Source organism: Brevundimonas sp. G8 (genome assembly GCF_902506205.1).
GTDB lineage: Bacteria > Pseudomonadota > Alphaproteobacteria > Caulobacterales > Caulobacteraceae > Brevundimonas.
The window spans coordinates 523,905-537,419 of the sequence record NZ_LR732816.1 but is presented as its reverse complement, the minus strand read 5'-3'; the positions used below and the strand labels follow the sequence as shown (position 1 = coordinate 537,419).

Genomic DNA, 13,515 nt, shown 5'->3' with positions numbered 1-13,515 from the left:
GCATCTGGACACCTAGCGCGCGCTAATGCCCCAAACCAGCTTGGTACCCGGAGGAAGTTAGTGAGCGAGGTTAAGGCCATCCGTTCTTCTCACCTTCACAGCGGCAAGACGTAACCAGCATAGGCTGCGCGTGGAATAGATGCCTCCGAATTGTCGAGTTTCAGCAATCTTGAAGGGTGCCCCTTTCCTGTGAGGGGTAGTGAGCGCGCCAAAAAATCTGGCTTCGTGTGACGAGGCCTTTACGCCTTCTTGCGCGACTTCGTTGTCTGACGCGGCTTTGTTCCTAGGCCAATCGCCTTAGCCATTTCCGATCTGCGAGCGGCGTAGGCAGGGGCGACGATGGGGTAGTCGGCAGATAGGCCGTACCGAGCCCGATAGTCGTCTGGCGTCATGTCGTGACGGCCGATGTGACGCTTGAGCGTCTGGTATGTCTTACCGTCGATGAAGCTGATCAAACCAGCATCCGTGATGGATTTTCGAACCTGAGACGCTGTCGGCTTCGGCTGCTCCACCTCGACCTCCGCATCGTCCACGCCAAGGCCATTTAAAGCGCCGTATACAGCCCTTATGAGTGTCGGCAGGGCGTCGGCCTCAACTCGGTTCTTTTCAACGTAGGCGGCGATTATTTCGGTCGTGAGGACAGTCAAATCAGTCGTGGATTCAGTCATAAAAATCTCCGTCACAGAGTCAGTCGATCTATCACGATAAAGACGCTCATTCCATTGCAACTATTGCAATAGTTATGGCTGCTAATAATGGAGAACAGCGAGGATGGGCTCCCGCTACTACGCCTTACAGGCTAGTTTCCTGCATAGGCGAATGCCACGGTTACCTAGATAGATGTTGTAGCGGTAAGGAATTGAGTTAGCTCACTTCACCACGCAACTAAATCCCATCAATGTGAAATACTCCTCTTCCATAATTAGCTTCAGATGTTGAGCGTTATCGTGCCTCACGATGAAGCTATCATGTACCGGGTAGACCGCGATGTTATCATCCATACAGCGCGTAATGACATTAAGCGCCAACACGCTGTCTTTCTTCTGAAGCTTAGCGCCTTTGTCGTCTCGGAAATAGAGAGCAATCGGAGCTAGGTGTTCCACCATAGCGTCACGGTACTCGTTGAATGATTTAGCGTCATCAAACCACTCACCCTGATCGGTCTTGATGAACGTAATTTGGCTGTCGTGATTCAAGAGGCGATTGAAGGTCTGTTTGGCACCGGCTAGCTCCACGTTGAAACCGGGGACGGTGTAGGGGTCCAAGTTTTCAGGCAGTGCGATACCAGCCTCATTAAAGAGCATCGTGGGGTGCAGGCGACTGTAATCCAGTTCAACGGTGGGCTGGCCGTCGATCAACAGTTGATTGCGGAAGCGTTTCGGCATGCCTTGCCAATGACCGCCGTACATCCGCCCCCCACGCTCCCATGTTCTAGTGAAGATGCGCGTCAAAAAGATACGGCGCTCGTCAAAGCCGTTGTGCAGCTTCGTCGTGTTCCCGGTCGGATCAGCGTTCACCATGTAGGCTTCAAGCTCGCTCCACGCCTTATCGGGAAGCGTCAGTCGAAACCGCTGCGTGAACTCATTGTACCGCTGAATGATGGCATCCAGCGCCAGTACGTCGTCCGGCGCAGCGCCTAGTCCATGTTCCTGCTTGTGGACCTTGTAGGTCACCTTCGGAGGCGACAGCGGGGGAAGTTCGACGCCATGACACCGAGCCAGCGCTTCGAAAGACCTCGTTGGCTTGATGCGCGTGGCATAGGACTGCTTCTTGCCGGTGTCGTCGAAGAAGTGTGGCTCAACCTCAATGAGGCCAGCACTCCTCATCGCTTCCCTAATATTCTTCAGGTGGACTGCGCTGATTTTGGAGCCTGTGTACTTACCGAACCCAAACGCTACATTCACGTCTGTGGAGGGGCGAATACGCAGCAGTGCAAACGTTCCAATCGCATCCACGAACGCGAGAAGAGATGCCTGAAATGCTTCATCATCTGATGGCTTAGGTTTCTTCTTCGGAGGGTGAGCCGTTCTGATCCGCGCATAAAGGTCATCGCGAAGGGCGAGCAGCGCCGGGCTAGGCGACACAACGACCTTCAGCACCGCAGAACGATACTCAGTTGGTTCGGTGTGGGTGCCTTCTGCGTAGCCGGTCACCCGCCGACCCCCAGCAGAGAGTGGATATCACTCCGGAGGATCAGCGAGCGTCCGACGACCTTGCGGATCGGCAGCTTCCCCGCCTTCGCGAGGTTGTAGATCGTGGAACGGCTGACGCGCATGTACCGACATGCTTCAGGAATGGTCAGTGTCAGGGAGTGAGTTGGCACAATGCAGGTCATTGACCGCGCCTCCCGAAGATCGTGGCGAGCCTGATAGAGAGCACCTGAGTTCCGGTCAGGGTACCGGCATGACCGCGCAAGTTTTGCCCCAACGTGATGTTAGGGTGGACAACCGCGTTTGCAGGTGTTCGGAGTTCAAGCTGACCAAGCATCCGCGTGAGATGTCCGAGCGGAACCCAGACCCTACCCTCGTGCGGTGTCGGGAACCACACGAAGGTCTCGTAAAGATCATTGACCGAATTTCGGTTGGCGGGTTCGGCTTTGTGGCAGTCGAGCCAGTCAAGGGCATGGTCACAAGTTTCTGGGGGCAAGCTTACCCAGACAGTTGTCTCAAGAAAAAGCTTGTAGAGACTGAGGCGTGTAGTTGTCATCATCGCTGGTCCGATCAAATCCGGCAGCGGAATTCCGCCGGTAGGACCGACCCCATTAGCCACATTTTTTCGGCATGCAACCAGACACTTATTTAGTACTTAACTAAGTTGGATGGTTTGCTTGATTTTATCTTTCCTCCAATAAGTCAGTGACTTATCACTAAATTTATTTTTCGTGATCGGCGAGGAATTTGGCCCAAGCTTCCATGACTGCCCTGCGCCGATCCAGCGCATCACCACGGCGATAAGCGCGCTCCACGGCGCTACCGACTGCGTGTCCAAGGCACATTTCGACAATGTCTCGGGGGAAGTCGGTGGTCTCTCCTGCCCAATCCCGGAAGGACGAACGGAAGCCATGTACTGTCGCCTGTTCTCCGGTTCCCATGCGGATCACGACCGAACGCATCGCGTTGATGGAGAGCGGACCCTTCAGCGAGGTTGCAGGAAACACCCACTCACTACCTAGGTCCCGCATCTCCCGAAGAATCAAAACGGCGTCGTCAGTCAGCGGGACGCGAAGCTGCGTGGACGTTTTCGTGCGGGTGGCGGGAATGGTCCAAACCTTGGCGTCCAGATCGAACTCAGACCACGTGTCGTTGAGTGTCTCAGATGTACGCACCGCGTTCAGAACGGTGAATTCCAGCGCCTTTGCGGCTACGCCCTGACGCTGCCTGAGGCTTTGCATGAAAGCAGGGACGTGGTCGTAATGGAGAGCGCGCTGATGCCCCCGGCTGAGCTTTGAGCGAGCGGGCAGAAGATGGGCGAGATTCCCCTTCCAAGTAGCCGGATTTTCACCCGACCGATGACCACGAGCCTTCGCTGCGTCGAGAACGTTCTCGATCCTCATCCGCACCCGTGATGCGGTCTCTGGCTTCGCCTTCCAGATGGGCACCAGACATGCGAGCACGTCTTCGGTGGTGATGGCATCAACCGGCGTGTCAGCAATCGGCTTCGCATAGTCCTTGAGGGTGGTGGACCACTGCTGACGATGCTTATCGTTGCGCCAGCCACCCCCTTTCAAAGCGATGAATTCCTCAGCCATTGCGCTGAACGAGGGGGCGGAGCTTTGCTGGGCGGGCTTGGCTAGCGGGTCCACGCCAGATTTCACCAGTGCTCGGGCGGCGGAGCACTTAATGCGAGCTTCGGCCAATGACGTATCGGAGAAGCTGCCGAGGCCCATCTCACGGCGACGACCCGTCCACTGGTAAACATAGACCCAGCTTTTCCGACGGTCAGAGACCCGCAGATAAAGGCCTGCTCCGTCGTTGTGAAAACCAATGCCAAGGGACTTGGCGGCGAGTGCGGTGATGCGATTTGTTGTGCTCATGAGGGGGACGTGGCCCTAAGCCCGACCCTAAAACAACCTGTTGGATTACCAACAACAACGGTGGACATCCGCAGACGGGTATCGGGATTAACAACTGTTAATAAACACAATTTGGACGACTGGACACAAGGGCGTATGACCATTGTACGGGCTCTCTGTCCGCCACGGTGCTACAAGCTCTTGTTCTGAAAGAGTTTGTCGTGAAATCAGTCACTTAAAATGGTCATGGGCCGAATGTCTGCTACACTCGATACGGAGAAAGCAGACGTGTTGACTGGGCTAATCAGACGCGAGGGTGGCGGTATTCGACCCGCCGCATCATCCCCTTGGAACTTCGCCCCGCCTACGGTGGCAAGCGGGAAATCGTCAGGGCGTTGGGGACGGCGGACCCGGCCGAGGCCAAGCGATTACACGTCGCTTTGTGGGCTGCTCAGGACCGCGAGTTCGCTCAGGCGCGGGCTGCTATCGCCACCACCGGCAACGCCCCTGCTGTCGAAGCTAAGGCGGCGGTCAAACCGATAGACATAGATGCCTATGCGGCGCGGGCGTTGGCTGCTTTGCGGAAGAAGAGGGCCAAGTATTTAGCAGCGGGGCGGTTGGAAGACTTCAACCGTGAAGCCCACGAGGGGCTGGAAACCTATCAAGCTATCCTCAACGGCGGCGACGACTGTGTTTTGGACCTTCGCAATCGCGGGCCTGATCATCTGGCTCGTGGTTCGCGGACGTAAACGTAAAGCGGCTCAAAGGCCGAGAGAGTCCATTCGGCCAACACCGCCGCACCGCACCGAACGACTTCAGATCGATCTGTCGGTCCCGGCTCAGACGCCAACCCCGGTTGTCGTCAGGGCCGCGGCATCGACTATGGAGCCGACCCCGGGTCCGCGTGGACCCGCAGCGCCTCCGTCCGTCCCTCTCGGTGGGGCGGTTCAGGCTGACGATTGGAAGTCGGGCCTCTCGGCGGACGATTTGAGACTGATCGAACAGTTTGGCGTAAGCCGCTCGCCTGACGGATTTCTCTGCCGACACTATCGTTTCAGACGCTCAGCCAGGCCTGCTTCTCGCCCGGTTTCTGGAATCGCCGAAGGCGGATCCTGCCGTCACAACCGTGCTCATCCATCAGCTGCTGTCGGTCATCGTGGAACGCGGGGGCGCCCGGGCGGACACGCTACACGCCATCCTCTGCCAGACAGGTCCACTCGATTTGTTCAAAGCATCGGACTTCATTGAACTGCTCCGGCACTTGGCGTCGCCGGCCGTCCGGGTCATCGAACAATCTCCTGACGGGATCATCATGCTTGGGCAGGAAGGCGAGACCCTGACGTCAAGCCGCGATTTCTACGCCGTGTTCGAAACCGACCAGGAATGGAGGCTCATGCACGGAGCCCGGCCGTTGGGTCAGATCCCAATCTCCAACGTGCTTTCGGTCGGCAGCTTGCTTGCATTCGCGGGGCGTAGATGGCGCGTCCTCGATGCCGATGACCGAGGAAAGGTCCTTTCGGTCGCACCTCACCCGGCCGGACGTCTCCCGAAATTTGACCAGCAGTCAGTCGAACCACTCGACGATCGCATGCTCCAGGAAATGTGCCAGGTGTATCTGGATCACGACGTTCCGGCTTGGCTGGATGAACAGGCGGTTGAGTTTCTCACGCAAGGGCGAGCCGCTTTTGCGGAGCTGAACCTCGAACAGACAGGCTTGGTGTCATCTGGCCAAGACACCCACGTCTTGTTCTGGCGAGGAGGAGCGATGAACGACGTCATCGCCGTGGCGCTGGGAGCCGCTGGTGTCGCCTGCGAATCTCATTCGCTGGGAGTTACAGTGGCTGACACGCCGCCCGCCGAAACCAGGGCCCTGTTGACCCAATTGGCCAAGGCGCCTGCGGCCGCAGCGCTCAGCGAATTCGTCGAGAACCTTCAGCACAGGAAATTCGATCATCTGGCGCCGGATGGGTTGCTGCGGCGAATGTGGGCGAGACGACACGAGTCTCAATGCGCTGAGCTTCCGAACTTGGCGCACATCGCAAACGGATGGTGACAAGGAACAGCGATTGCAGCCTACGCGCAGTGGCTGAGCAAAGGTCTGTTTCTCGGGAAGGCGGCAATGTCCGCTCCTGGCGCTAAGCGGCCAGCCAACCAAAGCTGAATAGTTCTCAGGATCATCCACGGCGGCGCACCTACGCCAGGGTCCGCCACAACACTCTAGGCACGATCACTTCGTGACGCCCCGTCCGGAACACGGATTGCGAATGTCTCCTAAGGTGAATCGCGGACGTCCCCATAGTCGGACTAGCCTAATCACCGATCGCAGGAATGGACTGGCGAGGCTGCGGCCCAGCTTCTACAAACGTGCGACGCATCAGCAAGGGGGAGGCGAGGTTGCGGGGTGAGGTTCTGACGTTCGACGAGGCGACCGGACTGGGGTTCATCCTCGGCGACGACGGCGCGCGGTATTCGTTCACGAAGGAGGACGTTCAGCCGCCTTCGGTTCTGGAACGCAGCCAGAGGGTCGATTTCATCGCCGAGAAAGACTGGCGCGCCCAGCAAATCATCGCCATGCGGCCCCCGCTGATCACGAGCGCGATGTCCGGCGGCGGTGGAGGCGCCGGCGTGTTCGACCTGGGGCGCGTGATCCAGCGGACGTTCACCGCGATCAAGCAGAACGCGGCGATCTTCTTCGGCGCGGCCGCGATCCTGGTGGGCTTGCCCAATGTGCTCGCCGCATTCGGTCAGAGTTCGATGCTGACCGGCGGCAGTGAGATGTCCGGCCTGGTCCTGATCATGATCGGCGCTGTTCTGAACCTGATCGGCCTGTACCTGTTGCAGGGCATGGTGGTGAAGGCGGCGGTCAACAGCTTCAACGGCAAGACGACCACCTTCGCCGACGCCTTTAGTGTGGGGATCAAGAAATTTCTGCCTCTGCTGGGCACGGCTATCATCGCCACCCTTGGAATGATGCTGGGCTTCGTCCTGTTGATCGTGCCGGGCATAATGCTGGCTGTGATGTGGTCGGTCTGTTCGCCGGCCATCGTGGTCGAGAAGCGCGGCGTGTTCGCCAGCCTGCAGCGCAGCCGCGAACTGACCAAGGGCTATCGCTGGCACGTGTTCGGCCTGCTGGTCATATATGTGATCCTGTCGTGGATCATCGGCGCCGCGATCGGGGGGCTCAGCCTGGCGACAGGCGGAACCCTGACCGGCGGCACGCCGAACCTGATGGTCAGTCTGATCACCGAACCCCTGGTCAGCATACTGTCCGGCGTCGTCGCCTCGGCGGGCGTGGCGTCGCTGTATTACGAACTGCGCTCGGCCAAGGAAGGCGTTGGGTCGGAGGAACTGGCCTCGATCTTCGACTGATCGCCTGCGATGTCAGACGTCGTGCTTGTCGCGACGTCTGACGCCCATCAAAAGCTTCTGCTCCAACCGGCCGCGCAGGGCGGCGTAATAGGCGCTGAGGAAGTCGCGGTCCGCCTCCTGGGGGCTGCGCGTCCAGCCGATCTTCTTGGCGATGCGGTCGGCGACGTCGCGCTGGGTCTTGCGGTCGCCCTGACGCAGGACGGTTTCCAGGACGTGCAGTTCCTTGGCGCCATAGGCGTCCACCTGGGCCGGCGTGAAGTCGTAGGCGGCCATCCGTCCCGCGCCGTCGTCGGCCATGTCGCGGATCAGCTTGCGACGCGGCGTGCGCACCACCCAGGTCCCCCCGATCAGGTCGCCGACGCGCAGGCGATCCTTGTTGAACAGGGGGAAGAAGACGAAGATCGCCGCCCACACGAAGGCCAGCAGATACATCCAGCCCTCGACGCCACCCTCCTGACTGCGAGCGACCAGGATGGACAGGGGCAGGAAGACCTCCAGCTCGCGCATGGCGTTGCGGGCGAAGACGGCTTCGGCCTTCAGCCGTCCGCCGTCGCGCGATGCGACCCGCAGACCCATCAACCGCTTGCCTGGCGTCGCAGCCGCCGCCGACAGTTCGAAGGCGGTGAAGTAGAAATTCCGCAGCAGGAAGAAGACGATCAGCCAGATGACCGCGATCATCTCGGCGCCGGTCGGGCCGCCGACCATGGACGCCCCTGCGCCGAAGGCGAAGGCCGAGGCGATGGTGAAGACGATCAGAACGCCGATGATGATGGCGGCGTCCAGCAGAAACGCGCCCGCCCTCTGGCCCGAATCGCCGATGTTCAGGCGCAGGTCCACGCCCTCGGGCGTGACGAAGGCGCGTTCTGTGCGCGGCGCGACGGGTTCAGCGGACATGGGCGACCCCTGGTATCGGCGCGTAGAAATAAAGCCCCCAGATCACCGCGGTCGCAGCCGCCACGCCGTAACGCAGGCCGGTATCGACGATCAGCTGACGACCGAAACCCTCCAGCAGGCCGGCGAACATCAGCATCACCACCACCCCGCCCATGGCGATGGCTGCGGTGCGTCCCGCCTCGACTGCGGCGTCCATCCGTCGTCTCTGGCCAGGGAAGGCCACAGCCCAGCCGATCCGCAATCCCGCCGCCCCCGCCAGGATGACGGCGAACAGTTCCGTCACGCCATGGATCAGCAGCCAGCCGCCCAGCTCGAACCCCAGACCCCGGCTGGCGAACAGGGCGACGAACGCCCCCAGGGTCGCGCCGTTGTAGAGGATCAGAAGCCCGGTCGGCAGGCACAGGGCGAACCCCAGAGCGAAGGCCAGCAGGGCGACCTGGGCGTTGTGGGTAAAGAGATAGGCGGCAAAGGCCGACAGGCCCTGGGCGTCCTCTGCCCCGTCCAGCGTGGCGCGCAGGGTCTCAGTCGAGGCGGCGGGGTCGCGTCCGCCGCTGAGGTCGGCGGGGACGAAGGCGTAGAACCATTCCGGCTCGTGCATCACCAGCCAGGCGCCGACCAGGGCGCCCAGCAGCATCAGGGCGGCCGAGATCAAGGTCTCGCGCCAAAGGCCGCGAACCGCAACGGGCCAGTCGATGCGGAAGAAGGCGACCAGCCGATCCTGGATCGTCGCCCGCGAGCCATAGACGAAGAAATAGGCCCGCGCCGACAGGGTCTCCAGATAGTCGATCAGGCCTTGGTCCAGCGAGGTCTCGCGCGCCACCGACAGGGCCGACAGGGTCGAACGATACAGCACCGGCACGGCCAGGATCTCGGCGTCCGTCAGCTTGGACGCGGAGCCTTTCTCGGCCTTGTCCATCAGCCGTTCCAGACGACGCCAGTCCTCTTCGCGGGCCTGGCGGAAACGCTGGCTCTTGAGCAGGCCGGAGGGGCGCACGTCGGTCACAGCAGATCCCTCCGCTTCAGGTCCAGATAGGCGTTCACCACCTCGGTCCCGACGCGCTCGGCGGGGGCGTCCACGATGTGCGCCCCCATGCGCCGCAACCGCCCGATCACCGTTTCGCGCTCGCGCAGCAGGGTTCCGGCGACCACGGCGCGGGACACGTCCTCGGGCGTTTGGGGATCGGCGGCGGTCAGCCCCTCCAGCTCGTCGTCGCGCAGGACGACGAACAGGACCAGGTGGCGGCGCAGAAGCCGCCCCAGCGACTCGATCATCAGCTCGGCGGCCGTGGAATCGGTGAAGTCGGTGAAGACCACGATCAGCGAGCGACGCTGAAGCTGGCCAGACAGGGTCGCCAGGGCCAGGGTGTAGTTGGTCTCGTGCGTCGAATAGTCGATGCGGCCCACCACGGCCTGAAGGGTGCGAAAGGCGTCCAGCCCGCCCACGGCGCCAGTCGTCACGCGCGGCTGGGAATCGAAAGCGAAGATTCCCGTCCGGTCGCCCGAGCGCAGGCAGGCGTAGGACAGCAGCAGGGCCGCATGGATGAAGCGGTCGATGCGCGGTATGCCGCCGACCGGCTCGCAGGCCGCCCTGCCACAATCCAGCGCCATGATGACATTGTGGTTTCGCTCGGTGCGGAACTCCTTGGCCAGCAGGGCGGCGTGACGCGCCGACTGTTTCCAGTCGATGGAGCGGCGGTCCATCCCGGCCTGGAAATCGCGCAGGGCCTGAAACTCGGACCCTTCGCCGATCTCCAGCTGGGTCTTGGCGCCGAACAGGGCGTCGCGGGCGAACAGACGCACCGCCTGGTCGCGCACCCATTTCAGGTCGGTCAGGACAGGGGCGGCGATGTCCAGCGCGAAGGTCTTCTGCTTCCACACCAGGCCCATCGGCCCGCGCCAGCGCACCCACAGGGCGTCCAGGCTGGCGGCGCCCCGGCGATTGGGGGTGAAGGGAAAGGCCAGGGCCGCGCCGCGATCCGACACCGTCGCCTGGCGCGTCGCATCATCCAGCCCCAGCCGGGCCTCGCCAGACAGCGCGGCCTCGACGGTCCTGGGAACGGGGCCTTTCGCGCCGAACTGCACCCTCAGCCCGGCCATGTCCGACCGACCGACCGCCGCGCGCATGGGTTTGGGCGCGTCCAACTCCAGCCCGCGCCTCGATCCGCCAGACATGGCATCTACGACGACGAGCAGCAGCAGGCCTGCGATCCAGACCGGACCTGCGATCCAGCCCACAGGCGTCAGGACGCCGGCCAGCAGGGCCACGGGAACGCCCGCCGCCATCGCCGTCACCGCGCGTCGGGTGGGATAGATCACCGGGGCGCCGCCACCTGATCCACCAGGCCGGCCAGCACCTGTTCGACGCGGCGTCCCTCGATCTCGGCCGCCGGCGACAGGACCAGACGGTGACGCAGGGCCGGGATGGCCAGGGCCTTCACGTCGTCGGGAATGACATAGTCGCGACCGTCCAGCGCCGCCCGCGCCCGCGCCGCGACGGCCAGCATGGCCCCGGCGCGGGGGGACGCGCCGGTCTCGACATCGGCCGATGTTCGGGTGGCGCGCACCAGGCCGGTGATATAGCCGATCACCTCGTCCGTCAGGCGCACGTCCGCGACGGTGTTCACCGCCGCATCGATTACAGCGGCGTCGGCGACGACCTCGACCCCCAGCGCGATGGGATCCATCAGGCCGGTGCGCGAACCGTGGGCGGCGACGATGGCGCGTTCCTGCTCCAGGCTGGGATAGTCGAGCACCTGTTTGAACAGGAAACGATCCAGCTGGGCCTCGGGCAGAGGATAGGTGCCCTGCTGCTCGATGGGGTTCTGGGTGGCGACGACGGTGAAGCGCGCGCTGAGGGCGTGGGCCTCGCCGTCGATGGTGATCTGGCGTTCCTGCATGGCCTCCAGCAAGGCGGCCTGGGTCTTGGGCGGGGTGCGGTTGATCTCGTCCGCCAGCAGCAGTTCGCAGAAGATCGGCCCGCGCGTCAGGGTAAAACTGGACGTCTGAAAGTTGAACAGGTTCGACCCGATGATGTCTCCCGGCATCAGGTCGGGCGTGAACTGGATACGACCGTAGTCGAGGCCCAGGGTGCGCGCGAAACTCTGAGCCAGCAGGGTCTTGGCCGTGCCGGGCGGGCCCTCCAGCAGGACATGGCCGCCGGCGAACAGGGCCGTCAGCAGCATGTCGACGGCGTCCTCCTGGCCGACCACGGCCTTGGCGATCTCGGCGCGGATGCGCTCGGCGATCGTCTTCACCTCATTGACGTGCACGGGTCAGCTCCTGGTTCCAGCGATGAAGGGCGCCGGCGACCCGCATCAGGTCGGCCGGCGACTTGGCGGCCCGGGCCTGTTCGGCCAGGGCGGTGTAGGTTTCGGTCGCGCCGGTGGTTCGGCCGACCCGGTCGAGGAAGGCGTCCAGCGCCGCCTCGTCCAGATTGCGCGGCGCCCCGATGGCCCTGGCCACGGCGGCGCGCACCAACAGGGCGTATGGCGCGGCCATGCGATGCTCGCGCCGCGCCAGCCGGACCAGGCCGGCCGTATTGTCCGCCAGCCCACGCTTGCCCAGGGCGATGACCCGGCCCTTTTCGCGCGCCGGGCCGAAACGGACGGCGGCCTGGAAGCCGGCGAAGGCGGCCAGGGCGACCAGCGCCAGGGTCATGCCGACCAGTGGCGGCTCCAGCATCAGGCGCAGCATGTTTCGCGTCCGCTGGAAGCCATGCAGCGTCAGGTCGAACACCACCGGCGCATCGGCGGCGCGCACCAAGTCGATCAGGCCGACGGCCGTGGTCGCGCCGTTCAGGGTCTTGAGCGCAGCCGTGCTGACCAAGTCGGGATCGGCGAGAACATAGGTCCGCAGCTCGCGATGCATCGCCAGCACCGCACGGCCCTGATCGTCTACGACCATGGGAATCCAGTCGGGGCCGCCCAAGGTGCGCAGATTTTCGACCTGGATCGGTTTGCCGAAGGGCACGCCGTTTGGACCGCGCAGAGCCACGGTGGCTTGGCCCTTGCGCTCCATCAGTTTCAGATCCTTACGTAGATCGTCCGGCAGCGCGGCCAGGGCCATCGACGGCGGCTGGACGCCCAGGGTGCGCACCCAGCCGGGGCGATCCGCGTCGGGCACGGACGTCCATTTCGGCAGGACGACCAGCGTGGCGCCGTAATGTTCGATGTCGTCGATCTGTTCGGGCTTGGTCTGAGCCGACGGCGTCAGGATCAGCAGGCTCTCGTCCGACGCCTCGGTCAGCGCGCCCCGGTTCAGAACCACCGGCACGCCCACGCCGCGCAACAGCGAAGGCAGGCCGCCGAAGCCGGTGGACGACCGCGACAAGGCATGGCCACCGCCGTCGTTGCCCGACCGCAGCTCCGGCGCATAGGCGGACAGGACGCCCAGCCCCGCCAACGCCACCACCCCGACCAGCAGGACGACGATCATGGTGACGGGCGAGAAGCCGCCGTCGCCGGCCTTGCTTGATCGGCTCATGCGCGCCAGCCCTCGGGCAGGGCGAAGGCCTCATAGGCCTGGCGACAATCGGCGAAGTCCTGAGCCCCGACGGCTGCGCCGCCGAACAGGCTGCGCTCCACCATCCGGCCGATCAGGTCGAAGGCCGGACGGGCGGCGTCGGGCAGGGCCTTCAGCCGAGCGATCTCGCGCGTGGTCAATGAGACCCGCACGGCGCGCGGCTGACGCTGTTCGATGTCCTGCACACTGCGCAGCAGCAGCAAATGTGCGGCGTCGGCATAGAGGCCTCGCGCCGCCAGGGCGTCAGCGTCGGCCAGCAGATCGCGAGCCGCGCGTGCATCGGGCCGCCATTGCGCCTCGGCGACGATCTTCGGCTTCGTCGGTTTGGCGGGCGGGGCGCGCATCCGCAGGATTTCGCGGACGATGGCATAGAGGATCAGAGCCGCGACCAGTGCCAGGCCGATCCAGAACACCCACTGCAGCACCGGCGCGATGAACTGGAGGACATCGCCGATCCAGTGCAGCCAGCCGGGCGTCTTGATGTCCGGGCGGTCAAAGCCGATCCGGTCAAACTGGAGGGAATCGTCCTGCAGGAGGCGGGCGTGCGCCTTGGCCAAGGCTTCATCTGTGGGCGAAGCCCTATCCTGCATCTTGAGCATGCACCCTTACCGAACAGCCAAGCCATACCGCCCCGAAAGTGCGAGTCAACCACAGGCGCCTGTCCATTGCGCTCCACGTTCTCACCCTCCGACGGCCGACTTCCTCTTTATGGCGGACCT

Annotated in this window: 12 protein-coding genes and 1 pseudogene; 3 read left to right on the top strand and 10 right to left on the bottom strand. The window is 63.1% G+C overall.

All coding sequences use genetic code 11. The features are described 5' to 3' along the window. Positions 1–239: 239 nt before the first annotated feature. The 4 genes from CHRYSEO8AT_RS02550 to CHRYSEO8AT_RS02535 all read right to left on the bottom strand — a co-directional run bounded on the left by CHRYSEO8AT_RS02550 (position 240) and on the right by CHRYSEO8AT_RS02535 (position 4,033). Complete coding sequence (locus CHRYSEO8AT_RS02550; RefSeq protein ID WP_159845799.1) at positions 240–668, bottom strand: MucR family transcriptional regulator; 429 nt, start codon at positions 666–668, stop codon at positions 240–242. Between the two features lie 201 nt (positions 669–869). Beyond that, positions 870–2,153, bottom strand: coding sequence for a hypothetical protein (locus CHRYSEO8AT_RS02545; RefSeq protein WP_159845796.1), 1,284 nt, complete (start codon positions 2,151–2,153; stop codon positions 870–872). Next, entirely contained in the window at positions 2,150–2,335 is a 186-nt protein-coding gene (locus CHRYSEO8AT_RS02540; protein WP_159845793.1) for a helix-turn-helix domain-containing protein, read from the bottom strand. Before CHRYSEO8AT_RS02540 ends, CHRYSEO8AT_RS02545 begins: the two co-directional genes overlap by 4 nt. A gap of 537 nt (positions 2,336–2,872) precedes the next feature. Then, on the bottom strand, positions 2,873–4,033 hold the full coding sequence (locus CHRYSEO8AT_RS02535; RefSeq protein WP_159845790.1) for a site-specific integrase: 1,161 nt from the start codon (positions 4,031–4,033) through the stop codon (positions 2,873–2,875). Positions 4,034–4,335: 302 nt separating this feature from the next. Here CHRYSEO8AT_RS02535 and CHRYSEO8AT_RS02530 point away from each other — a divergent pair. From CHRYSEO8AT_RS02530 to CHRYSEO8AT_RS02520, 3 genes and pseudogenes are all read left to right on the top strand, one after another. Beyond that, positions 4,336–4,761: pseudogene (locus CHRYSEO8AT_RS02530) on the top strand (DUF6538 domain-containing protein); the annotation flags it as partial. Positions 4,762–5,138: 377 nt separating this feature from the next. Continuing rightward, positions 5,139–6,065 (top strand): hypothetical protein, encoded by a 927-nt coding sequence (locus tag CHRYSEO8AT_RS02525; RefSeq protein WP_159845784.1) that lies wholly within the window; start codon positions 5,139–5,141, stop codon positions 6,063–6,065. Positions 6,066–6,406: 341 nt separating this feature from the next. Further along, positions 6,407–7,381: a hypothetical protein gene (locus CHRYSEO8AT_RS02520; protein ID WP_159845781.1), complete on the top strand. Its 975-nt coding sequence runs from the start codon at positions 6,407–6,409 to the stop codon at positions 7,379–7,381. Between the two features lie 12 nt (positions 7,382–7,393). Here CHRYSEO8AT_RS02520 and CHRYSEO8AT_RS02515 read toward each other — a convergent pair whose 3' ends face one another. From CHRYSEO8AT_RS02515 to CHRYSEO8AT_RS02490, 6 genes are read right to left on the bottom strand one after another with little or no spacing between them, the layout of a single operon-like run. Further along, the gene (locus tag CHRYSEO8AT_RS02515) at positions 7,394–8,275 is read right to left on the bottom strand and encodes an RDD family protein (RefSeq protein ID WP_159845778.1); all 882 of its coding nucleotides are present in this window, start codon (positions 8,273–8,275) and stop codon (positions 7,394–7,396) included. Then, positions 8,265–9,278 carry a stage II sporulation protein M gene (locus tag CHRYSEO8AT_RS02510; RefSeq protein ID WP_236547394.1) on the bottom strand — a complete coding sequence of 338 codons (1,014 nt, stop codon included), beginning with the start codon at positions 9,276–9,278 and terminating at the stop codon, positions 8,265–8,267. Before CHRYSEO8AT_RS02510 ends, CHRYSEO8AT_RS02515 begins: the two co-directional genes overlap by 11 nt. Further along, a complete protein-coding gene (locus tag CHRYSEO8AT_RS02505; RefSeq protein WP_159845775.1) occupies positions 9,275–10,591 on the bottom strand; it encodes a DUF58 domain-containing protein in 1,317 nt (438 codons plus the stop codon). Before CHRYSEO8AT_RS02505 ends, CHRYSEO8AT_RS02510 begins: the two co-directional genes overlap by 4 nt. Further along, on the bottom strand, positions 10,588–11,544 hold the full coding sequence (locus CHRYSEO8AT_RS02500; RefSeq protein ID WP_159845772.1) for a MoxR family ATPase: 957 nt from the start codon (positions 11,542–11,544) through the stop codon (positions 10,588–10,590). Before CHRYSEO8AT_RS02500 ends, CHRYSEO8AT_RS02505 begins: the two co-directional genes overlap by 4 nt. Continuing rightward, on the bottom strand, positions 11,531–12,757 hold the full coding sequence (locus CHRYSEO8AT_RS02495; RefSeq protein ID WP_159845769.1) for a DUF4350 domain-containing protein: 1,227 nt from the start codon (positions 12,755–12,757) through the stop codon (positions 11,531–11,533). Before CHRYSEO8AT_RS02495 ends, CHRYSEO8AT_RS02500 begins: the two co-directional genes overlap by 14 nt. Further along, positions 12,754–13,353 (bottom strand): DUF4129 domain-containing protein, encoded by a 600-nt coding sequence (locus CHRYSEO8AT_RS02490; protein WP_236547393.1) that lies wholly within the window; start codon positions 13,351–13,353, stop codon positions 12,754–12,756. Before CHRYSEO8AT_RS02490 ends, CHRYSEO8AT_RS02495 begins: the two co-directional genes overlap by 4 nt. Between the last annotated feature and the right edge of the window lie 162 nt (positions 13,354–13,515).

What these genes read in the sequence shown, in the direction of transcription:
- CHRYSEO8AT_RS02535 (WP_159845790.1), bottom strand. Translation starts at nt 4,033, where the DNA reads ATGAGCACAACAAATCGCATCACCGCACTCGCCGCCAAGTCCCTTGGC.
- CHRYSEO8AT_RS02515 (WP_159845778.1), bottom strand. Translation starts at nt 8,275, where the DNA reads ATGTCCGCTGAACCCGTCGCGCCGCGCACAGAACGCGCCTTCGTCACG.
- CHRYSEO8AT_RS02550 (WP_159845799.1), bottom strand. Translation starts at nt 668, where the DNA reads ATGACTGAATCCACGACTGATTTGACTGTCCTCACGACCGAAATAATC.
- CHRYSEO8AT_RS02540 (WP_159845793.1), bottom strand. Translation starts at nt 2,335, where the DNA reads ATGACCTGCATTGTGCCAACTCACTCCCTGACACTGACCATTCCTGAA.
- CHRYSEO8AT_RS02495 (WP_159845769.1), bottom strand. Translation starts at nt 12,757, where the DNA reads ATGAGCCGATCAAGCAAGGCCGGCGACGGCGGCTTCTCGCCCGTCACC.